The organism is Allobosea sp. GW822-FHT05A11, from assembly GCF_058800455.1.
On record NZ_JBXAMI010000003.1, the window covers coordinates 514,290 to 535,459 of the forward strand.

Sequence of the window (21,170 nt, forward strand, 5' to 3'; positions counted from 1 at the left end):
CCGGCAAACAGCCATTCAGCAATCACGAAGCCGGGCTCTGCCCGGCTTTTTCGTTTCGTGCCTTGCTCCCGCCCTGCGGCTGCCCGCACAATCCGCGCCTCACCAGCCATTGCGGTCGCGCCGCACGCAGGCGACACAGGACAACGGCGAATCAGACGGAGACGCGAAACGATGGCGATGCGCATCACACGCCGCAGATTGCTGGAAGCCGCGGGCACGGCCGCGGTCGCGGGCACCTTGCCCGGGCTTTCCGGCACGGCGCTGGCGCAGGATGCCGAATCGCATGGGCTCTCGACCTTCGGCGAACTCGCCCTGCCGCCCGACTTCCCGCATTTCGCCTATGTGAATCCGAAGGCGCCGAAGGGCGGCATGCTGACCGTCCAGATCAAGCGCGGCGGCGGCAACCAGAGCTTCGACACCTTCAACACGCTCAATACCTATGTCCTGCAAGGCGACGGCGCGGCCGGCATGGACGCCTGCTTCGACAGCCTGATGGCCGGCTCCGGCGATGAGCCGGGCTCGCTCTACGGCTTGCTCGCCAAAAGCGTCGCGGTCTCCCCGGACAAGCTGACCTACCGATTCCGGCTGCGCCCCGAAGCGAAGTTCCATGACGGCACGCGGGTGACAGCGCGCGACGCCGCCTTTTCGATGAACATCCTGAAGGCGAAGGGCCATCCCTCCTATCGGCTCCTGCTCAACGAGCTCGTCTCGTCGGAAGCCGAGGGCGACGATATTCTCGTGGTGAAGCTCTCGCCGAAGCGCGGGCGCGACCTGCATCTCGTCGTCGCCGGCCTACCGGTCTTCTCCGAAAAATACTGGTCGACGCGGGACTTCACCGCATCGACGCTGGAGCCGCCCCTGGGCTCCGGCGCCTACAAGGTCGGGCGTCTCGAGCAGGGTCGCTTCATCGAATTCGAACGCGTGCCGGACTACTGGGCCAAGGATCTGCCGGTGAATGTCGGCACCAATAATTTCGACCGGGTGCGCTGGGAGTATTTCCGCGACCGGCAGGTCGCCTTCGAAGCCTTCAAGGCGGGCGCCATCACCTTCCAGGAGGAGTTCACCTCGCGCATCTGGGCGACGGGCTACGATTTCCCCGCCCTGCACGAGGGCAAGGTCAAGAAAGAGGCTCTGCCGAAGACCGAGCCGGTCGGCTCGCAGGGCTGGATCTACAATATCAGGCGCGAGAAATTCGCCGACCCGCGCATCCGCGAGGCGCTGGGGCTCGCCTTCGATTTCGAATGGACGCGCAAGACCATCATGTTCGGCTCCTTCGAGCGCATGACCTCCTATTTCGAGAACTCGGATTCGAAGGCCACCGGCAAGCCCTCGGCCGAGGAAATCGCGCTGCTGGAACCCTGGCGCGGCAAGGTGCCGGACGAGGTCTTCGGCGAGCCCTTCCTGCCGCCGGTCTCCGACGGGTCGGGCAGCGATCGCGCCCTCTTGCGCAAGGCCGACGAGATGCTGCGCGCCGCCGGCTGCAAGCGCGACGGCAATGTGATGAAGCTGCCGAACGGCCAGCCCTTCGAGATCGAGTTCCTCGATTCCAACCCGGCCCTGCAACCGCACACCCAGCCATTCCAGGCCAATCTCAAGCGGCTCGGCATCAACGCCACCTCCCGCCTCGTCGACCCCGCGCAGTACCAGCGCCGCCTCGACCAGTTCGATTTCGACATCATCAGCATGGCGCTCTCGGGCGGCTCGATCCCCAGCGATACGCTCAGCATCGTCTATGGCTCGGAAGCCGCGAAGACCCGTGGCTCGCGCAACGTCGCCGGCATTGCCAGCCCGGCCATCGACGCAATGATCGAGAAGATCGGCCAGGCCAAGACCTATGCCGAATGCGTCGTCGCCGCAAAATGCCTCGACCGGCTGCTGCGCGCCGGGCGCTACTGGATCCCGATGTGGTGGAACGACGAGGAATGGCTGGCCTATTGGGACATGTACGACCGGCCGGCGACCAAGCCGAAATACTCCTCCGGCGCGCCGGGGATCTGGTGGTACGACGCCGAGAAGGCCAAGCGGATCGGAAAGGCGTGAGCGGGGCATGCTGAGCTATATCGCCCGGCGCCTCGCGCTGATGGTGCCGACGCTGTTCGGCATCCTGCTCGTCTCCTTCGTCATCGTGCAGTTCGCGCCGGGCGGGCCGGTCGAGCGCGTGATCTCCCAGCTCCAGAACCCCAATAGTGGCGGCGCAGCCGACCGCGTCGGCGGCGGCCAGGGCGGCGACGCCGGGGCGCATGGTGACGGCGCCGCCTATCGCGGCGCGCAGGGGCTCGACCCCGCCTTCATCAAGGAACTGGAGAAACAGTTCGGCTTCGACAAGCCGGCGCATGAGCGCTTCCTGAAGATGCTTGGCGACTATGCCCGCTTTGACTTCGGCCGCAGCTACTTCCGCGACGCGCCGGTGCTGCAACTGATCAAGGAGAAGCTGCCGGTCTCGATCACGCTCGGCCTGTGGATGACCTTGATCTCCTACGCGATCTCGATCCCGCTCGGCATCCGCAAGGCGATGAAGGAGGGCTCGCGCTTCGACACCTGGACGAGCGCGGTCGTCATCGTCGGCTATGCCATCCCGAGCTTCCTGTTCGCGATCCTGCTGATCGTGCTCTTCGCCGGCGGCTCGTTCTGGCAGATATTCCCGCTGCGCGGCCTGACCTCCGACAACTGGGCCGATCTCAGCCTCTTCGGCAAGGCGAAGGACTACCTCTGGCATATCACGCTGCCGGTGTTGGCCATGGCGCTCGGCGCCTTCGCCACCTCGACGCTGCTGACCAAGAACTCCTTCCTCGACGAGATCCGCAAGCAATACGTGCTGACCGCCCGGATGAAGGGTCTCAGCGAGCGGCGCGTGCTCTACGGCCATGTCTTCCGCAACGCCATGCTGATCGTCATCGCCGGCTTCCCCGGCGCCTTCGTGCATGCGCTCTTCGCGGGATCGCTGCTGATCGAGACGATCTTCTCGCTCGATGGCCTCGGCCTCCTCTCCTTCGAGGCGATCGTCAACCGCGACTATCCGGTCGTCTTCGCCAATCTCTTCATCTTCTCGCTGATCGGCCTCGTCGTGCACCTGATCACCGACCTGACCTATAGCTGGGTCGATCCGCGCATCGATTTCGAGAGCCGGGAGGCGTGAGCATGGACACGCTGATCGATATCCCGCCGCCGGCCCTGCGCAGCGACACGCCGCTCGCACCGGCCGAGGCCAAGCAGGGCTGGCTCAAGCTCTCGCCGATCAACCGGCGCAGGCTCAACAACTTCAAGGCCAACAAGCGCGGCTGGTGGTCGCTCTGGCTTTTCCTCGCGCTGTTCGTGCTGACGCTCTTCGCCGAGTTCATCGCCAACGACCGGCCACTCATCGTCCGCTACAAGGACGAATGGCTGTTCCCGGTCGCGGTGAACTATCCGGAAGAGAAATTCGGTGGCTTCCTCGCCACGACCGATTATCGCGATCCGGTCATCGCCAAGGAGATCGCCGCCAACGGCTTCGCAATCTGGCCGCCGATCCGCTACTCCTATCGCACCCATAATCTCGACCTGCCGGTGCCCGCGCCCGCGCCGCCGACCTGGCTGCTCAAGGACGAGCAGTGCAAGCCGATCGCGGAACGTACGGGCGGATCGACCTGCCGCGATCTCGAATGGAACTGGCTCGGCACCGACGACCAGGGTCGCGACGTCGTGGCGCGCCTGATCTACGGTTTCCGCATCTCCGTGCTGTTCGGGCTGATCCTCTGCGCCTTCTCCTCGGTGATCGGGATCGCGGCTGGCGCCATCCAGGGCTATTTCGGCGGCTGGACGGACCTGATCTTCCAGCGCCTGATCGAGATCTGGACCTCGATCCCGGCGCTCTACCTGTTGATCATCGTCGCAGCGATCATCACGCCCGGCTTCTTCGTGCTGCTCGGCATCCTCCTGCTGTTCTCCTGGGTGGCGCTGGTCGGCGTCGTCCGCGCCGAATTCCTGCGGGCCCGCAATTTCGAATATGTCCGGGCAGCCCGCGCGCTCGGCCTCTCCGACCGCACCATCATGATCCGGCACCTGCTGCCCAATGCGATGGTGGCGACGCTGACCTTCCTGCCCTTCATCCTGAACGGCTCGATCACCACGCTGACCTCGCTCGACTTCCTCGGCTTCGGCCTCCCGCCGGGCTCGCCGTCGCTGGGCGAATTGCTGGCGCAGGGCAAGGCCAATCTCCAGGCCCCCTGGCTCGGCCTCTCCGGCTTCATCGTGATCGCCTTGATGCTGTCGCTGCTGATCTTCATCGGCGAGGCCGTGCGCGATGCCTTCGACCCGCGGAAGACCTTCGCATGACTGCGCCGCTGCTCTCCGTCGAAGACCTCTCCGTCGCCTTCCGCCAGGGCGGGCGGGAGACGCTCGCGGTCGACCATGTCTCCTTCCAGGTCGCCAAGGGCGAGACGCTGGCGCTGGTCGGCGAATCCGGCTCCGGCAAGTCGGTCTCGGCGCTCTCGATCCTGAAGCTCCTGAACTATCCGGCAGCGCACCATCCCTCCGGCAAGATCCTGTTCAACGGGCAGGACCTGATCGCGGCCGACGAGGACGCGATGCGCCAAGTGCGCGGCAACGACATCACCATGGTGTTCCAGGAGCCGATGACCTCGCTCAACCCGCTCCACCCGATCGAGCGGCAGATCGGCGAGATCCTCGAACTGCACAAGGGCCTGCGCGGCGAGAAGGCGCGCGCCCGCACGCTGGAGCTGCTCGACCTCGTCGGCATCCGTGACGCTAAGAGCCGGCTCGACGCCTACCCGCACCAGCTCTCCGGCGGCCAGCGCCAGCGCGTGATGATCGCCATGGCACTCGCCAATGAGCCGGAGCTGCTGGTCGCGGACGAGCCGACGACCGCGCTCGACGTCACCGTGCAGGCGCAGATCCTGAAGCTGCTCAAGGAGTTGCAGGGCCGGCTCGGCATGGCGATGCTGTTCATCACCCATGATCTCGGCATCGTCCGGCGCATCGCCGACCGGGTCTGCGTCATGCTGAAGGGCAAGATCGTCGAGCACGGGCCGGTAGCCGAAATCTTCGGCAATCCGCAGCATGACTACACCAAGCGCCTGCTCGCGGCCGAGCCGAAGGGCCGCCCTGCCCCGGTTCCGGCAGATGCCGCGACGCTGCTGGAGGCTGGGCCGGTCAAAGTCTGGTTCCCGGTCAAGTCCGGGCTGCTGCGCCGTACGACCGGCCATGTGAAGGCGGTCGACGGCATCTCGGTGAAGGTCCGCGAGGGCGAGACGCTGGGCGTGGTCGGCGAATCCGGCTCGGGCAAGACCACGCTCGGCCTCGCCATCCTCAGGCTGATCTCCTCGGAAGGACCGATCGTCTTCCTCGGCGACCGGATCGACGGGCTCTCCAGCAAGCAGGTCCGGCCGAAGCGCAAGGATTTGCAGGTGGTTTTCCAGGACCCCTATGGCTCGCTCTCGCCACGCATGTCGGTGGCCGAGATCGTGGCGGAAGGGCTCGCGATCCAGCAACCGAACCTGACCTACCCGCAGCGCCGCGAGGTCGTGGCGCAGGCGCTCGCCGATGTGGGCTTGGATCCCACAGCGATGGACCGCTACCCGCACGAGTTCTCGGGTGGCCAGCGCCAGCGCATCGCGATCGCGCGGGCGATGGCGCTCGATCCGAAATTCGTGGTGCTGGACGAGCCGACCTCGGCGCTCGACATGTCCGTGCAGGCGCAGATCGTCGAATTGCTGCGCGGCCTGCAGGAGAAGCGCAAGCTGGGCTATCTCTTCATCAGCCACGACCTCAAGGTCGTCAGGGCGCTGTCGCATCGGGTGGTAGTGATGCAAAACGGCAAGGTGGTCGAGGAAGGCCCGGCCGAGGCGATCTTCGTTTCGCCGCGCGAGGCCTATACGCAGGCGCTGCTGGCCGCCGCGCTCAATCTCGACACGGCCAATGCTGCCGCTGTGAGGGACTGAGCATGGCCCGCGCGCTCCTGATCGTGCTGGATTCGGTCGGCTGCGGCGGCGCGGCCGATGCGGCGGCCTATGGCGACGCCGGCTCCGACACGCTCGGTCATATCGCCGAGGCCTGCGCGGATGGGCACGGCGATCGCGAGGGGCTGCGCAGCGGGTCGCTCAAGCTGCCGAACCTCGTGCGGCTCGGGCTCGCCCATGCTTGCGAGGCGTCAACTGGCCGGCCGCTCGCCGGGGTCGCGAAGCCGGCCAGGCCCGAGGGGCGCTGGGGCTATGGCGTCGAAATCAGCCAGGGCAAGGACACGCCGTCCGGCCATTGGGAGATCGCCGGCTGTCCCGTGCCGTTCCAGTGGGGCTACTTCACCGATCTGGAGAATTCCTTCCCGCACGAGCTGGTCGCCGGCATCGTCAAGGAAGGTGCCCTGCCCGGCATCCTCGGCAACAAGCATGCCTCGGGCACCGCGATCATCGAGGAGCTCGGGGCGGAGCATATCCAGACCGGCAAGCCGATCTGCTACACATCGGTCGATTCCGTGCTCCAGATCGCGGCGCATGAGGAGCATTTCGGGCTCGAGCGGCTCTATGCCCTCTGCAAGGTCACGCGCGGGCTCGTAGACCCGCTGCGGATCGGCCGCGTCATCGCCCGCCCCTTCGTGGGATCGCCGGAGGAAGGCTTCACCCGCACCGGCAACCGCAAGGACTTCGCCATCCCGCCGCCGGACGAGACGATCCTCGACCGGCTGGCGGCGCAGGGACGGACGGTCGTCACCGTCGGCAAGATCGGCGACATCTTCGCCCATCGCGCCACCGGCACCGAGATCAAGCCCTTCGGCAATGCGGCGATGCTCGATGCGGCGCTGGAGGCCTGGGACGGCCTGCCGGATGGCGGCTTCTGCTTCGTCAATCTCGTCGATTTCGATACCGAGTTCGGCCACCGGCGCGATATTCCCGGCTATGCGGCGGCGCTCGAAGCCTTCGACCGTCGCCTGCCGCATATCGAGGCGACCCTGCGGCTAGGCGACATCGCCGTCATCACCGCCGACCACGGCAACGATCCGAGCTGGCCCGGCACCGACCATACCCGCGAGCATGTGCCGATCCTGGCCTTCGGCCCCGGCATCGGCACTGAGCCGCTCGGGCGCCGCGGCAGCTTCGCCGATATCGCGGCGAGCCTCAGTGCCTTCCTCGGGATCGGACCTGTCGGTCCCGGCCGCCCCTGGTAGCTGTCAGGCGGCCGCGACCCGGCTGCAGAAGCTCGCCACGTCCTGGCGGATTTCCTGCGCCTGCCGGGCGAGCGCGCTGGCGGCATCCTGCAATTGCTGGGCAGCGCCATGGGTCTGGCGGGTCATGACCTCGAAGCCGCCGGCGACATCGGCGCTGCGCTGCGCGCCCTCGAAAGACAAGCGGACCTGATGCGCGATCTCGGCCGTGGCGCGGCTCTGCTCGTCGACGGAGAGCGCGATCGCGTTGGCGACGCTCTCGACCTCGCCGATCGCCTCGACGATGTCGCGGATCGCCTTGAGCGAGCGCTGCGAAGCCTGCTGCATCGTGCCGATCTGGTGCGAGACCTCGTCGGTGGCCCTGGCGGTCTGGGCCGAGAGCGTCTTGACCTCGCTGGCGACGACGGCGAAACCGCGGCCCATCTCGCCGGCACGGGCCGCCTCGATCGTGGCGTTGAGCGCGAGCATGCTGGTCTGGGCGGCGATGCCACGGATGATCTCGACGACGGCGCCGACATTCTCGCTGCTCTGGGCGAGGTGCTCGATCTCGGCGCTGGCACGACGGGCGAGCCCTGCGGCCATCTTCGAACCATCGGCCGATTGGCTGGCATTGCGGCCAATCTCGCCGATCGAGGCGACAAGCTCGGCGCTGGCGGCGGAAAGATGGTCGATACTGTCCATGGTGCCGGCGGCGGAATCGGAGACCATCGTGGTCTGGCGCCGGACATGGTCGGAGGTTTCGGTCAGCGCGCCGGCCTCGGTGTTCATCGCGGCCGCCGAGTGATCGAGCACGGCCATCGCCTGCTCCATCTGCGAACGAAAATCGACGACGACATCGCGCAGCATCTCGGCACGCCGCCCGAGCTCTTCGGCAAGATTGCGCTCCTTCTCGCCGGCGATCCGCTCACGCTCGGCCACTTCCTGCGCCCGCGCCAGGTTCTGCTCGTTCACAGCGAACATGCGCTGCAGGACCACGGCGAAGATCGCGAGGAACGCCGTCTCGATGATGACGATCACCGCATGGAGCAGCACGCGCAGCAGGCTGCCGCCCTGATAGAACACGGCGGCCGGCAGGGCGTATTGCAGCACGAGATGGTGCGCGGCCGTCAGCACGGCGCCCATCAGGATCGGCCGCCAGTCGCAGAAGCCGGCCAGCAGCGCCAGAATCGCGAAATAATACATGTGGATGTCCGGCTGCCAGGGATGGCCGGCAAAGCTGAACACCAGGATCGAGACCTGCCCGATCAGCACGACAGCAATGATCAGCTGCGTCACGATCGCCGGGCCGGCCAGGCGATAGACCAGCACAGCCGTAACGGCAGCCAGCGCCGCCATCGCGACCGGGATCGCACCTGACGCGCCGTTGGCCCAGAAGCCCAGCGCGAGCAGCGGCACATGCAGCAGTCCGAGCGCGAGCAGGGCCTGCGTGACCCTGTGGCGCACTGCTGACAAGGTCCAGATCATGACGATGCTTCCGTTCGGCCGGGGGTGTCGAGGCACCCGGCAAGGCCGGCCAGGACGAGGGAGAACCATGCGCCTTTGGGCAAGGCCGGCGCCTGCCCGCTCAGCGTCGGGGCGACCACGACGATCGCCGTGAAGCGGCCGTTGCGCAGGACGCGATGACCGGATGCGAAGCTCCGCGCCACGGCTTCCACGCCATCCGTCCAGGGCGGAAAGACGATCGCGACCGGCGCGCTGCCGTCGGCCGCCCGCGGCAGGCTCGCAAGGGCTCCGACGCTGACCAGCAGGCAGACGAGAGCGACGAGAAGACCGCCGCCAAGCGACAACCGTTCCGCGCCAGCCGCACTAGGTTCCGCAGGAGATGTCGAAGGCATTGGCAGTGAATCACTCGGAGCGACGGCGGCGTATCGGCGAACCAAATCCACTCGCGTAAAATTTTACTTAAGCGATTCACGCGCGATGAACGGCGATTCCGCCCCGGCCCGCATTTACTTTTCGTCAACAGGAGAGGTTTACAATTTTTGGTTGTATAGACTGATGGAGGAACGGCCATGCTTCCCGCACTGTCCCGCCTCTTGCGAAACCAGCACGCGACGACCGCGATCGAGTTCGCCTTCATCGCTCCGATCCTGCTGCTGCTCCTCGTCGGCATCATGGGGTATGGCTACGTCTTCGGCATCTACCACAGCATCCAGCAGATCGCAGCCGAAGCGGCACGCTCGTCCGTATCGGGCCTCAGCGACACCGAGCGCTCCCAGATCGCGCACGATTTCATCACGGCTCATGCCGGCGCCTACGCCTTCATCGATCCGGCGAAGCTTCGGGTCCGAACCGGCCAGACCGGCCCGCAGATGCAGAGCTTCGAGGTCTCCGTCGCCTACGACATGAGCGGCTCGATCTATGACGACCTCAGTCGGCTGGTTTCGCTTCCACAACCCGTGATTGAGCGCCGGGCTATCGTCCAGCGCGGCGGATACTGAACGCTTTTCCGAGGGCTCAAGGCCAAAGGGGGCATCCATGCTCAGGCTCGTGAACTTCGCCGGGAATCAGAGGGGCGGTGCCGCCATCCTTTTCGCGGTCTCTGCGACAGTCCTGTTCGGCTTCGGTGCGATGGCCGTCGATGTCGGCAATTTCTACTACGAGAAGCGCAAGCTGCAGACGGCCAACGATCTTGCCGTTCTCGCAGCGGCGAGCGACCTGCCGCGCGCCCAGGCCGCGGCCCGGGCCAGCGCGATGCAGAACGGCTTTTCCGGCAACGCGATCCAGACACTGCAGACCGGCATATACACGCCCGACCCGAAGCTGGCGGTGGAGGCACGCTTCGTCCCGAGCGCGGCCGCGAGCGTCAACGCCGTCAGGATCGACATGCGGACCACCACGCCGCTGCTGCTCGGCCGGGTCCTGTCATCGTCAACCGCGACCTCGCCGACGCCGGGCGCGGCCCCAAACTCGGCGGGAGGCACACAGCCCGTGGCAAGCCTCAGCGGCGGGGACGTGCCGATCGGTTCCAGCGCCATCGCGTTCCAGGATGCCCAGGCCTCGTTCGCCGTCGGCTCGCGCCTGCTCAAGCTCGATGGCGGCCTGCTCAACAGTCTGCTGGGTAGCCTGCTCGGGGGCGGCGTCTCGCTCTCCGTCATGGATTACGATGCGCTGATCAAGGCGCGGGTGGACCTGTTCGACTTCTCGAAGCGCCTCGCCACCCGTCTCAACCTGACCGCGGCGACCTATGATGACGTACTCAAGGCCGATGCCCGCCTCGGCGACGTGCTGGCGGCCATCGTCGACGCCTCCCGCGATCACGACACGCGCAGCGGCACCGCCACCGCGGCACTGGGCCGGATCGCGACCGCATCAGCGAGCAACCTGCCGGTCAACCTCGCTTCGCTGATCTCCTTCGGCCCGGCCGGCGACAAGCCGCTCTCCGGACCGAAGCCGCTCGCGGCCTCGCTCTCGGCGCTGGATATCGTCTCGGCGGTCGCGCAGATCGCCAACGGCAACCGCCAGATCGATGTCGGGCTCAACCTGAACCTGCCCGGGGTTGCAGCGGTATCGCTGAAGCTCGGCATCGGCGAGCGGCCGGTGGGCACTAGCCTGGTGCGGGTCGGGCGCGCCGGCTCCAGCGTCCACACGGCGCAGACACGGCTCCTGCTGACGGTCGATCTCGTCGGCTCGGGCGCGGCCTCGCTGGTCCGGCTGCCGCTTTATCTCGAACTCGCCGCCGCGACGGCCCGGATCACCGGCATCCAGTGCTCGCCGGGCGACGTCTCGACCTCGCGCGTCACGCTCGGCGTCACGCCCGCCGTGGTCGACGCCTGGATCGGGCAGGTCTCGATGGCGGAATTCAACAATTTCAGCAGGGCGCCGAACCCGCCCGCCGCGACGCTCGTCAACGCCGCCGGGCTCGCCAAGGTCACGGGCCGCGCCCATGTGACGATGACGAACCTCTCCGAGGCCGCCGTCAGCTTCAGCTATCCGGAGATCCAGCGCAGCGACAAGAAGACGACCTCGACGCACAATTTCATCGCCACCCTGCTGGGGCGGCTGGTCGGCGACCTGGAGCTGCGGGTGGAGGCGCTGGGTCTCGGCCTCGGCCTGCCGGGCCTCGACGGGCTGGTCAGCGGGGTCATCGGCAACGCGGCGACGCCGCTCGACCAGATCCTCAACGGCGTGCTCGGCACGCTCGGCATCGGTCTCGGCCAGGCCGATAGCTGGGTCAGCGGCGTGCGCTGCGGCGGGGCCGTGCTGGTGCGGTGAGCCCCGTCAGCTCTGGAGGCGCTGCTTGATCCGCTTGATCAGGCCGTCCCGGACATCGCGATAGGCGTCGAGCTTCTGCTCGCGCGAGCCCTGGAAAATGGTGGGATCGACGGTGGGCCAATATTCCACCTCGGCGGCATGGGTCCGCGTCAGGTCCAGGGCCTTGTGGTGCGCTTCCGGCGAGAGCGTGATGATCAGGTCGAAGTTGAGCCCCTCCCATTCCTCCAGCTCTTCGATCGATTTCGGCTTGTGGCGGCTGAGATCGATGCCGATCTCGTCGAGCACCGTCGACACGAAGCCATCGATCTCGCCCTTCCGGGCGCCGGCCGACTGGACATAGATCGACTTGCCGAAGAAGTGCTTGGCCAGAGCCTCGGCCATGGGCGAGCGCACGGCATTCATCGCGCACATGAACAGCACGCTTTGTACCTTGCGCGGAACGTCACGCGCATTCGGCGCATTTTCGACAGGCGAGCCGGGGGCCAATTCGCTCGAAAATGCGTTGGGCTTCAAGCGCGTCAGCCCTTCCAGTGCAGGGCGTAGATCAGCGTGAAGAGGCGGCGCGCCGTGTCGAAATCGACCTCGACCTTGTTCGCCAGCCGCTCGGCCAGGATGCCGGCTGCCTCGTCGTGCAGGCCGCGCCGGCCCATGTCGATGGCCTCGATCTGCGCCGGTGTCGAGGTCCGGATCGCCGCATAATAGCTGTCGCAGACCATCTCGTAGTCCTTGATGATGCGCCGGAACGGGCTGAGCGAGAGATGATGCGTCACCACCGGCGCGCCGTCCGCCGCCTTGATCTCGAAGACGAGACGCCGCTCGACCATGGCGAGATGGGCGAGATACGGCCCGCCGTCATGCTCGGGAACGACGAAGCTGTTGCGCTCGATCAGGTCGTAGATCGCGACGGCACGCTCGTGCTCCTGATCAGGCGTGCCGCGGCCGAGGGAGGTCTCATCGAGGGTCAGGCCAACCAGGCGCTGGTTGGTGGCAATCGAGACGTCGGGCATCGCTCCTCCGGCCATGGCGCCGCCCGTCGGACGGAGCTCAGATATTCAGTCTGATCGTCACGGATCGGCCGTGCGCCTGCAAGCCCTCTGCCTCAGCCAATTGCGTCGCGGCCGAGGCCAGGACGCGCAGGCCCTCGGGGCCGCATTTCAGAAGCGAGGTCCGCTTCATGAAATCGCCGACGCCGAGCCCCGACGAGAAGCGGGCCGAGCGCGCCGTCGGCAGGACGTGGTTGGGGCCGCCGACATAGTCGCCGATCGCTTCCGGCGTATGCCCGCCGAGGAAGATCGCGCCGGCATTGCGGATCAGCCCCGCAAGGCGCTCGGGATCGGCCGTCATGATCTCGAGATGCTCGGGCGCGAGCCGATCGACCAGCGGCACGGCGGCTTCGAGATCGGCGACGAGCAGGATCGCGCCGAATTCCTGCCAGCTCCTGCCGGCGATCTCGGCGCGTGGCAGCGTCGCGAGCTGGGCCGCGACCGCCTTCTCGACCTCGGCGGCCAGTGCGGCATCGTCGGTCATCAGGATCGACTGAGCGGAGACGTCGTGCTCGGCCTGCGCCAGCAGGTCGGCGGCGATCCAGTCGGGATTGGCGCTGCGATCGGCGATCACCAGCACTTCGGAGGGGCCGGCGATCATGTCGATGCCGACCTGGCCGAAGACGCGGCGCTTGGCGGCAGCGACATAGGCATTGCCGGGACCGACGATCTTGGCGACCGGCGCGATCGCAGCCGTACCATAGGCGAGCGCCGCGACGGCCTGCGCACCGCCGATGCGATAGACCTCGTCGACGCCGGCGAGCCGGGCAGCGGCGAGCACGAGCGGGTTGGTTTCGCCCCGCGGCGTCGGCGCGACCATGACGATGCGCGGCACGCCGGCGACCTTCGCCGGAATGGCGTTCATCAGCACCGATGAGGGATAGCTCGCCGTACCGCCGGGCACATAAAGCCCGACCGCCTCGATCGCGCTCCAGCGCCAGCCGGCCCCGACGCCGGCCGCATCCTCGACCCAGGAATCCGTGGGCTTCTGGCGGCGGTGATAGGTCTCGATGCGCTCTCGCGCCGTCTCCAGCGCCGCCAGCAATTCAGGCGAGCAGGCCGCGACGGCCGCGTCGATCTCGGCCTCGGAAACGCGCAGGGTCTCGGACGTCAGGTCGAGCGCGTCGAAGCGCGATGTATAGCCGATCAGCGCTGCATCGCCCTTCTCACGGACATCGGCGATGATGTCGGCGGCGATGCGATCGACCTCCTCCGAGACCTCGCGCTTGGCGGAGAGCAGCGCCGTGAAGCCCGCAGCGAAGCCGGCATCCCTGTCGTCGAGCCTGATCGGCATCGCTGGGTCCTTGGGTATTGGTCGAAAAAGGGCTGGAGGACTCAGGCGCCGTCGGGATGACCGGGCGTCGCCACGGCTTCCCAGACCGGGCCGAGATCCTTCATCTGGGCCTCGATGCATTCGACCGAAAGGCGGATCGCCGCCCCTTCCGAGAAATGCAACGTCACCTCGCCGGCAGGGTCCTCGCCGAGATCGAAGGTGACGGCGAGGAGATTCAGGACCTTGTCCGGATCGTTCTTGTCGAGCTTGGCGCTGCGCACGGCCTGGACGCGATCGAAATGCAGCGCCGTCAGGCGCCGCCGTCGCTGGCCGTGCTGGGCGCCTTCCCAGTCGAAGCGGCGCAGCGCGAGCGCGAAACGCTGCTCGCGCGGCAGATAGACGAGGTCGGCCGCCTTCAGCACCGCATCCTGGAGATGGGCTGAGACAATCGCGAGATCATCGGCGTCGAGCGCAATGAGCTTCAGCGGGTCGGCGGCAGCGTCTGACATGGTCCTGTTCTGACGAGCCGCCCCGAGAAAATCAACAGTCCCGCAATCAACAGCCGAGAATCAGCTGCTGATGCGCTCCACCAGCGCGCCGCAGCGGCTGAGCTTGGCTTCCAGCGCCTCGAAGCCGCGATCGAGATGGTAGACGCGGTTGATCGTGGTGTCGCCTTCGGCGGCGAGCCCGCCGATCACCAGCGAAACCGAGGCGCGCAGGTCCGTCGCCATCACCGGCGCACCCGTCAGCTTCTCGACGCCCTCGACATGGGCGACATCGCCGTCCAACCGGATCTTCGCGCCAAGGCGGGCGAGCTCCTGCACATGCATGAAGCGGTTCTCGAAGATGGTTTCGCGGATGCGCGAAGTGCCCTTGGCCTTGGTCATCAGCGCCATGAACTGCGCCTGGAGATCGGTCGGGAACCCCGGGAAGGGATCGGTGTCGATATCGACCGCCGTGATGCCGTGGCCGTTGCGGCGCACGCGGATGCCCTCGTTGGTCGAGTCGATATCCACCCCGGCCTGACCCAGCACATCGAGCGCCGATTGCAGCAGCTCCGGCCGGGCGCCTTCGAGGACGACGTCTCCGCCGGTCATCGCCACGGCCATCGCATAGGTGCCAGCCTCGATGCGATCAGGCAGCACGGCATGATGCGCGCCGCCGAGGCGCACCACGCCGGTGACCACGATGCGCGAGGTGCCCACGCCCTCGATCTTGGCGCCCATCTTGACGAGGCAGGCGGCGAGGTCGGTGACCTCCGGCTCGCAGGCGGCGTTCTCGATCACCGTGGTGCCCTGGGCGAGCACCGCGGCCATCAGCGCGGTATGGGTGCCGCCGACCGTCACCTTCGGGAAGACGATCTCGCCGCCCTTCAGACCCTTCGGCGCGCGCGCCAGCGCATAGCCGTTCTCGATGACGATCTCGGCGCCGAGCTTCTCCAGCGCCATGAGCAGCAGATCGACCGGGCGCGTGCCGATGGCGCAGCCGCCCGGCAGCGAGACCTTGGCCTCGCCCATCCGGGCCAGGATCGGCGCGATCACCCAGAAGCTCGCCCGCATGGTCGAGACCAGCTCATAGGGCGCGCAGGTGTCGACGATCTGGCGGGCGGTCAGCGAGATGGTCTGGCCGGTCTCCGCGGACTGGCCGATGCGCTTGCCGGCGACGGTGCGGTCGACGCCCTGGTTCGACAGGATGCGCGAGAGCGCCGTCACGTCCGAGAGGCGCGGCACATTGGTCAGCGTCAGCGTCTCGTCCGTCAGCAGGCTGGCGATCATCAGCGGCAAGGCGGCGTTCTTCGCGCCGGAAATCGGGATGGCGCCATTGAGGCGCTGGCCGCCGGTGATGCGGATCTTGTCCATCGTCGGGTCCTGCTCGGCCGGCCCGGCACAGGGCCGGCGGCGCATGGGAGAATAAGGGAGTTCAGGTCCGGGAGGAATCGGCCTGAGAGGGCGGGGCCGGCTCACGCGCTTGCGCTTCGTCCGAACGGCGAGCGCGAGCCTGGGCCTTGCGGCGCTTCAGGTTCTCGCGGAGCGCGGCGGCAAGGCGCGCCTGCTTCTCGTCCTCGGCTGTCTGGCGGGTCACGGCATCAGCTCGGCAAAAGATGTTTGAACGCGGGAACGCGGCGAATTCGCGGCGGTATCGTTAGACCCACAGCCGCCGGTGGACAAGGCCATCGATCGCCGCCCGCCCTGCCCCATGACGGGCCAGCATCGTGCCGGAGCGAGCCAGCTCCGATCCGGTTTTACCACCCGGAAACGATCCTTCTCCCGCAGGCCGCGGCACGACTCATTTGTTTCCAGCTTCGGGCCTCTCCACGCAATCATCGTTCGCATCACGGCGGCGCGGCTCTTGCCAGGTTGGCATCCGAGCGTCCCAGAACGCATCGCGTGACGCAGCGTCATCGAAAAAAGCTTAATGCTATTAACCATTTCCGCCGGATTTCGTTTACACTTCGTTAAGCTCGTTTACGCTGCGGGCATCAAGGAATTTGTGGGGTAGCTTCATGTTGCAGTCCTTGAAGGTCAGAGCAGGAAGCCTCGCGCCGACCCTGCTCGAGAGTTGCGAAGTCATCGATGCGATCCGCTACAAGGCAGGCTTCCTGCCGGAGGTGGAGATCGCCTACGAGCCGGACATCAAGACGCTCTGGGTCACGATCCGGCCGGAGCTGAAGCCGGTCTTCACGCTGCAACTGCTCGACAGCCTGGTGAAGATTCAGAGCGCGATCGTCGCGCTATGGGGCGCCCCCGACCAGTATCACCGCGCGCCGGTGCGCTTCCTCGCCTTCCGCGGCACGGGGCCGTTCTTCACGCTCGGCGGCGATCTCGATTTCTACCTGGACTGCCTGGCCAAGAACGACCGCGCCGCGCTGGCGGAATACGCCCGGCTCTCGGCGGAAGGCGCGATCTGGAACTCCGGCGGCCTCAACGGCCTCGTGGTGACGCTCTCGACGATCCACGCCAAGGCGATCGGTGGCGGCATCGACGCGCCGCGCTCGTGCAACGTCATGGTCGCCGAGGAACAGGCCTCGTTCGTCTACCCGGAGATCAAGTTCAACCATTTCCCGATCACGGCGGTGGCGATCCTGTCGCGACGCATGGGCCAGCGCGCCGCCGAGCAGATGCTGCTCTCCGGCGAGGAGATGAGCGCGCAGGAGTTCATGGCGGCCGGCGGCCTCGAGGCGGTGGTCCCGACCGGCACGGGCGAGGACTGGATCCGCAAATACTGCGCCGACTCACTGCCGATCCACGCCGCCAAGACCGCGCTGTTCTCGGCCTTCAACCGTCGCCATGGCGACCTGCGCGAAGAACTCGGCCATCTCGGCGAGATCTGGACGAATTGCATGCTGCGCCTCAGCCCGAGCGCAATCTCGAAGCTGCAACGCATCGCGCAGACGCAGGACCGGATGCTGGCCCGCGTCTATCAGCGCCACCTCGCCCCGGTCTGACCGAAGGCGCGTATCAGGTCCCGCCAGATTTTCGGGGGAACGGCCCCCGGAAAACCACACGAAGCATTTACCTCTGCTCTCGTACAACCCTTCGGCACAATGCGCGACGTGCGAGCTTCGCGCGTCGTGATGCGCGGGGGCGGCAAAGGCAGAAGTAGATGGCAGGCGCGCTCAAGCGACTGATGACAGCTGGCGAGCGCGAGCAGGGCGAGACCATCGACCTGACCGGCTATACGCTGCTGGTCAGCTCGCTGTTCTCGTCGCCGGCCTCGATCGTCCCCGGCGGCATCGCCGGCATCCTGACGCCGTTCCTGTGCTGGGTGTCCACCGGCATGGACATCTTCATGGTCCTCACCGTGCTGGTGACGCTGATCGTCATCCTGCGCATCATGACGGTGATCGCCTATCGCCGGCGCAACCACGCGCAGGACAGCTACGCGGAGACCCGCCGCTGGGACCGCGACTATTTTCTCGGCGCCACGACGTTCAGCGCCGTCCTCGGCTACAGCTGCTATGTCGCGCTGGTCCAGACCGACGATGCCGCGGCGCATATCACCTCGGTCGCCTCGACCATCGCGCTCGCCTCCGGCTATGTCGCGCGCAACGCCGGCCGGCCGAAATTCGTCGCGGTGCAGCTCCTGACCTTCTGCATCCCGATGGCGATCGGGCTGATCGGCGCCCATAATCCCTATTACCGCTATATCGGCTATTTCGCCTTCCTCTACGTGGCGGCCAATATCGCGATCACCAACTCGCTGCATCGCAACCTGCTCGCGCTCAGCGACGCCAACAAGCAGTCGAAGGCGCTCGCCTCCGCCCTGCACTCGCAGAACCTGACGCTCGACGCCGCGCTCAACACGATGATCGACGGGCTCGCGATGTTCGACCGCAGCCTCAAGCTCGCGGTCAGCAATGCCCCCCACAGCACGCTCTACGGCCTGCCGGAGACGCTCGCCCTCCCCGGCACACCCTTGACGGCGATCGCGCGCTTCCTCGTCGAACGGCAGGTGATCAGCCAGGACCAACTGCGGGACATCCGCGCGGCACTGACGGAGCTGCAGGCGACCCAGCAGGCGACCAGCCGCGAGCTGGTGACGCGGGGCGGCCTCGTACTGGTCGTGACGCTGGCGCCTGCTGCCGAGGGTGGCATCCTGATGCTCACCGAGGATGCCACCCAGCGCAAGGCGACCGAGGCGCGCATCGAGCAGATGGCGCGCTTCGACGAGCTCACCGGGCTGGCGAACCGGTTCGAGTACAGCACGCAGATCGCGGAAGCCTTCGCCAAGCTCGAGCGCACCGGCGATGCCTTCGCGCTGCTCTATCTCGACCTGGACGGCTTCAAGCAGGTCAATGACAGCCTCGGCCACGATACCGGCGACCATGTGCTGATGGAGACCGCGAGCCGTCTGCGCAGCGCGATCCGCAGCAACGACCAGCTCGCCCGCTTCGGCGGCGACGAGTTCCTGCTGATCCTCCCCTCCGCAGACCATGTCGTCGTCACCGCCATCGCCAAGCGCATGATCGACGTGATGGCGCGGGCCTTCGACGTCGACGGCAAGACCGTCTACGTGACGGCGAGCATCGGCATCGCGATGGCGCCACACGACGGCGCCAATCCGGCCGACCTGCTGCGCCATGCCGATACCGCGCTCTACAAGGCGAAATCGGCTGGCCGGAACACCGTGATGTTCTTCAACCCGGCCATGGCCGAGGAGATGATGGAGCGGCACGAGATCGAGATCGATCTGCGCAAGGCCTGCACCGACGGCACGCTCGAACTCTATTACCAGCCGATCATCGACCTGAAGACCCAGAAGGTCGTATCGCGCGAGGCCCTGATGCGCTGGCGCCACCCGACCCGTGGCATGGTGCCGCCCGGCGTGTTCATCCCGATCGCCGAGCAGTCCGGCCTGATCGCCGGCATGGGCGACTGGGCGATCCGCCAGGCCTGCCGCGATGCCGCAAGCTGGGAGCCGGGCATCGGCGTCTCCGTCAACGTCTCGCCATTGCAGTTCCGCGAGCCACGCCGGATCGTCGAAACGGTCAAGGACGCCCTCCTCGCCTCGCAGCTCGAATCGCGTCGCCTGATGCTGGAGGTGACGGAATCGCTGCTGATCGAGGACGAGAAGCTGGCGCTCTCGGTGCTCGACGAGTTGCGGGCCCTGGGCGTCACCTTCGCGCTGGATGATTTCGGAACCGGCTATTCCTCGCTCGCCTATCTCTCGACCTACCCGTTCGCGCAGGTGAAGATCGACCAGAGCTTCACGCGCGAGGTCCACACCAACGAGGCGTCCAAGGCTGTCATCGAGGCGGTCTGCCAACTGGCGCGCCGCCTGCAGATGAACGTCGTCGTCGAGGGTATCGAGACCGAGCAGCAGCGCATCGCCGTCCAGCTCCTCGGCGCCCATCGCGCCCAGGGTTTCCTGTTCGGCCGCCCCGAGCCGCTCGCCGGCATCAAGGCCAGGAACGGCAGCCGCAGCGTGGCCTGAACGGGCGAGCAGCGTTCTTTTTCCGAAGCGCCTGCGCAGCGGCCTTGATTCCGCCGGCCCGGCAACGCATCAGCGATTGGACAAACGAGCAAAACGGGACATCCGGTGAGCGACGGCACGGCCAAGGCGGCGAAACCAGCCGCGTTGACACCCGATATCTGCGTCATCGGCGCGGGCGCGAACGGCGTTGCGCTCGCGATCGCCGCCGCGACTTTCGGCGTCCCGGTCGTTCTGGTCGAGCGCGACGCCATCGGTGGCGACCGGGGGCCGCTCGCAGCCCAGGCCCTTATCGCGATCGCCGCCCGGGCGCAGGCGCTGCGCGATGCGGCGCGCCTCGGCCTCGCGGCGGCCGAGGCGCAGCCGAACCCGGCCCAGATCCACGACCATATCCAGCGTGCCCTGTCCGCCGACCGCGCCAATCATTCAGCCGAGCGCCTGGCTGCGCTGGGCATCACCGTCATCCGGGGCGAGGCCCATTTCACCAGCCGCAGCACGGTCACCGTCGATGGCCGCCCGATCAAGGCGCGCCGCTTCGTGATCGCCACCGGCGCGCATGTTGTTTCGCCGGCGATGCCGGGGTTCGATTCCGTCCCTGTTCTCTATGAGTCCGATCTCGCCGGCCTGACCCGATTGCCCGAACGGCCGATCGTGATCGGCGACGCGGGCGTCGCCCTGGCCCAGGCCCTGCGCCGCCTCGGCTGCCTCGCAAACCTCGTCGCTCCGGACGGGCTGCTCGCAGATCGCGATGAGGAAGCTGCAATGATCCTGCGGCGCCGGCTGCTGCGCGAGGGGCTGGATCTCCATGAAGGCTGTGAGCCGCTGCGGGTGGAACGCAGCCGCTCGGGGCTTCGGCTCGTCCTCGCGACGCCCTCGGGCGAAACCACGATCGAAGGCTCGCATCTTTTCGTCTGCGGCCAGCGCCGCCCCGCGATCGGCAGCCTCGACCTCGATCTCGCCGGGATTCGTCACGATGCATCCGGTATCAGCGTCGACCGGAGCCTGCGGACGAGCAATCGCCGCGTCCATGCCATGGGGGCCTGTGCAGGTGGCGCAGCGGCCGCCTCGCCCGACCTCGCCGGCGACGACCATGTCGGACTCGTGCTGCGCAGCATCCTGTTTCGCCAGCCGGTGAAGATCGATCCGGCGAGCGAGCCCCGCGTCGTCTGGAGCCGGCCTCAGATCGCCGCGATCGGCCTGACGGAGGCTGAAGCCCTTGCCAGGGCCGGAGCGATCCGGGTGCTGCGCTGGCCGTTCTCCGAGAACGCGGCCGCACAGGCTGCCGGTGAGACGGACGGTTTCGTCAAGGCGGTCGTCGACCGCAAGGGTCGCATCCTCGGCGCCACCATCGTCGGCGACGATGCGGGGGAATTGATCGCCCCTTGGTGCATCGCAATGCGGGCCGGGCTCGGCGTCAGCGAGCTCGCCGGCATGCCTCTGCCCGCCTTCGCCCGCGCGGACGCCTCGCGCCGCGCCGCGCTCTCGTTCCATGCGACATTGACCACGCGGCCGGCCTTGCGCCGCCTGATCGGCTTTCTCAGGCGTTTCGGCTAAG

18 protein-coding genes are annotated in these 21,170 nt (G+C 67.2%); 10 read left to right on the forward strand and 8 right to left on the reverse strand.

What is annotated here, in order from left to right; genetic code table 11:
• The first annotated feature begins 171 nt into the window (after positions 1 to 171).
• Genes AC1RLU_RS12000 through AC1RLU_RS12020 form a run of 5 tightly spaced genes read left to right on the forward strand, consistent with a single transcriptional unit; the run spans position 172 to position 7,156 of the window.
• Complete coding sequence (locus AC1RLU_RS12000; protein WP_492795764.1) at positions 172 to 2,040, forward strand: extracellular solute-binding protein; 1,869 nt, start codon at positions 172 to 174, stop codon at positions 2,038 to 2,040.
• A gap of 7 nt (positions 2,041 to 2,047) precedes the next feature.
• The gene (locus AC1RLU_RS12005; protein ID WP_113585328.1) at positions 2,048 to 3,136 is read left to right on the forward strand and encodes a microcin C ABC transporter permease YejB; all 1,089 of its coding nucleotides are present in this window, start codon (positions 2,048 to 2,050) and stop codon (positions 3,134 to 3,136) included.
• A 2-nt stretch (positions 3,137 to 3,138) separates the two neighbouring features.
• Entirely contained in the window at positions 3,139 to 4,311 is a 1,173-nt protein-coding gene (locus AC1RLU_RS12010; RefSeq protein WP_492795766.1) for an ABC transporter permease, read from the forward strand.
• Positions 4,308 to 5,936, forward strand: coding sequence for an ABC transporter ATP-binding protein (locus tag AC1RLU_RS12015; protein WP_492795768.1), 1,629 nt, complete (start codon positions 4,308 to 4,310; stop codon positions 5,934 to 5,936). Before AC1RLU_RS12010 ends, AC1RLU_RS12015 begins: the two co-directional genes overlap by 4 nt.
• 2 nt (positions 5,937 to 5,938) lie before the next feature.
• Positions 5,939 to 7,156 (forward strand): phosphopentomutase, encoded by a 1,218-nt coding sequence (locus AC1RLU_RS12020; RefSeq protein ID WP_492795770.1) that lies wholly within the window; start codon positions 5,939 to 5,941, stop codon positions 7,154 to 7,156.
• Positions 7,157 to 7,159: 3 nt separating this feature from the next.
• Here the strand turns inward: AC1RLU_RS12020 and AC1RLU_RS12025 are convergent, their stop codons facing one another.
• Positions 7,160 to 8,617 carry a methyl-accepting chemotaxis protein gene (locus AC1RLU_RS12025; protein ID WP_492795772.1) on the reverse strand — a complete coding sequence of 486 codons (1,458 nt, stop codon included), beginning with the start codon at positions 8,615 to 8,617 and terminating at the stop codon, positions 7,160 to 7,162.
• The gene (locus AC1RLU_RS12030) at positions 8,614 to 8,940 is read right to left on the reverse strand and encodes a hypothetical protein (protein WP_492795774.1); all 327 of its coding nucleotides are present in this window, start codon (positions 8,938 to 8,940) and stop codon (positions 8,614 to 8,616) included. Before AC1RLU_RS12030 ends, AC1RLU_RS12025 begins: the two co-directional genes overlap by 4 nt.
• A gap of 225 nt (positions 8,941 to 9,165) precedes the next feature.
• On the opposite strand from AC1RLU_RS12030, the gene AC1RLU_RS12035 reads away from it, so the two are divergent.
• Together AC1RLU_RS12035 and AC1RLU_RS12040 are read left to right on the forward strand one after the other, a co-directional pair.
• Positions 9,166 to 9,594: a TadE/TadG family type IV pilus assembly protein gene (locus AC1RLU_RS12035; RefSeq protein WP_492795775.1), complete on the forward strand. Its 429-nt coding sequence runs from the start codon at positions 9,166 to 9,168 to the stop codon at positions 9,592 to 9,594.
• A gap of 37 nt (positions 9,595 to 9,631) precedes the next feature.
• Positions 9,632 to 11,368: a pilus assembly protein TadG-related protein gene (locus AC1RLU_RS12040; RefSeq protein WP_492795777.1), complete on the forward strand. Its 1,737-nt coding sequence runs from the start codon at positions 9,632 to 9,634 to the stop codon at positions 11,366 to 11,368.
• A gap of 6 nt (positions 11,369 to 11,374) precedes the next feature.
• On the opposite strand, the gene AC1RLU_RS12045 is transcribed toward AC1RLU_RS12040, so the two are convergent.
• From AC1RLU_RS12045 to AC1RLU_RS12070, 6 genes are all read right to left on the reverse strand, one after another.
• Entirely contained in the window at positions 11,375 to 11,779 is a 405-nt protein-coding gene (locus AC1RLU_RS12045) for an arsenate-mycothiol transferase ArsC (protein ID WP_082617235.1), read from the reverse strand.
• A gap of 107 nt (positions 11,780 to 11,886) precedes the next feature.
• Entirely contained in the window at positions 11,887 to 12,375 is a 489-nt protein-coding gene (locus AC1RLU_RS12050) for a UPF0262 family protein (protein ID WP_061965262.1), read from the reverse strand.
• A 37-nt stretch (positions 12,376 to 12,412) separates the two neighbouring features.
• Positions 12,413 to 13,705 carry a histidinol dehydrogenase gene (hisD, locus tag AC1RLU_RS12055; RefSeq protein ID WP_492795778.1) on the reverse strand — a complete coding sequence of 431 codons (1,293 nt, stop codon included), beginning with the start codon at positions 13,703 to 13,705 and terminating at the stop codon, positions 12,413 to 12,415.
• A 41-nt stretch (positions 13,706 to 13,746) separates the two neighbouring features.
• Positions 13,747 to 14,193, reverse strand: a complete 447-nt coding sequence (locus tag AC1RLU_RS12060) for a DUF2948 family protein (protein WP_061965266.1) — start codon at positions 14,191 to 14,193, stop codon at positions 13,747 to 13,749.
• A gap of 60 nt (positions 14,194 to 14,253) precedes the next feature.
• Positions 14,254 to 15,543 carry a UDP-N-acetylglucosamine 1-carboxyvinyltransferase gene (gene murA / locus AC1RLU_RS12065; protein ID WP_492795780.1) on the reverse strand — a complete coding sequence of 430 codons (1,290 nt, stop codon included), beginning with the start codon at positions 15,541 to 15,543 and terminating at the stop codon, positions 14,254 to 14,256.
• Positions 15,544 to 15,604: 61 nt separating this feature from the next.
• Positions 15,605 to 15,766, reverse strand: coding sequence for a hypothetical protein (locus AC1RLU_RS12070; protein WP_170843316.1), 162 nt, complete (start codon positions 15,764 to 15,766; stop codon positions 15,605 to 15,607).
• Between the two features lie 421 nt (positions 15,767 to 16,187).
• Between AC1RLU_RS12070 and AC1RLU_RS12075 the strand changes: the two genes are divergently transcribed.
• The 3 genes from AC1RLU_RS12075 to AC1RLU_RS12085 all read left to right on the forward strand — a co-directional run bounded on the left by AC1RLU_RS12075 (position 16,188) and on the right by AC1RLU_RS12085 (position 21,169).
• The gene (locus AC1RLU_RS12075) at positions 16,188 to 17,129 is read left to right on the forward strand and encodes an enoyl-CoA hydratase-related protein (RefSeq protein ID WP_492795782.1); all 942 of its coding nucleotides are present in this window, start codon (positions 16,188 to 16,190) and stop codon (positions 17,127 to 17,129) included.
• A gap of 158 nt (positions 17,130 to 17,287) precedes the next feature.
• The gene (locus tag AC1RLU_RS12080; RefSeq protein WP_492795784.1) at positions 17,288 to 19,618 is read left to right on the forward strand and encodes a putative bifunctional diguanylate cyclase/phosphodiesterase; all 2,331 of its coding nucleotides are present in this window, start codon (positions 17,288 to 17,290) and stop codon (positions 19,616 to 19,618) included.
• A 105-nt stretch (positions 19,619 to 19,723) separates the two neighbouring features.
• Positions 19,724 to 21,169, forward strand: coding sequence for an FAD-dependent oxidoreductase (locus AC1RLU_RS12085; protein ID WP_492795786.1), 1,446 nt, complete (start codon positions 19,724 to 19,726; stop codon positions 21,167 to 21,169).
• Position 21,170: the final 1 nt, after the last annotated feature.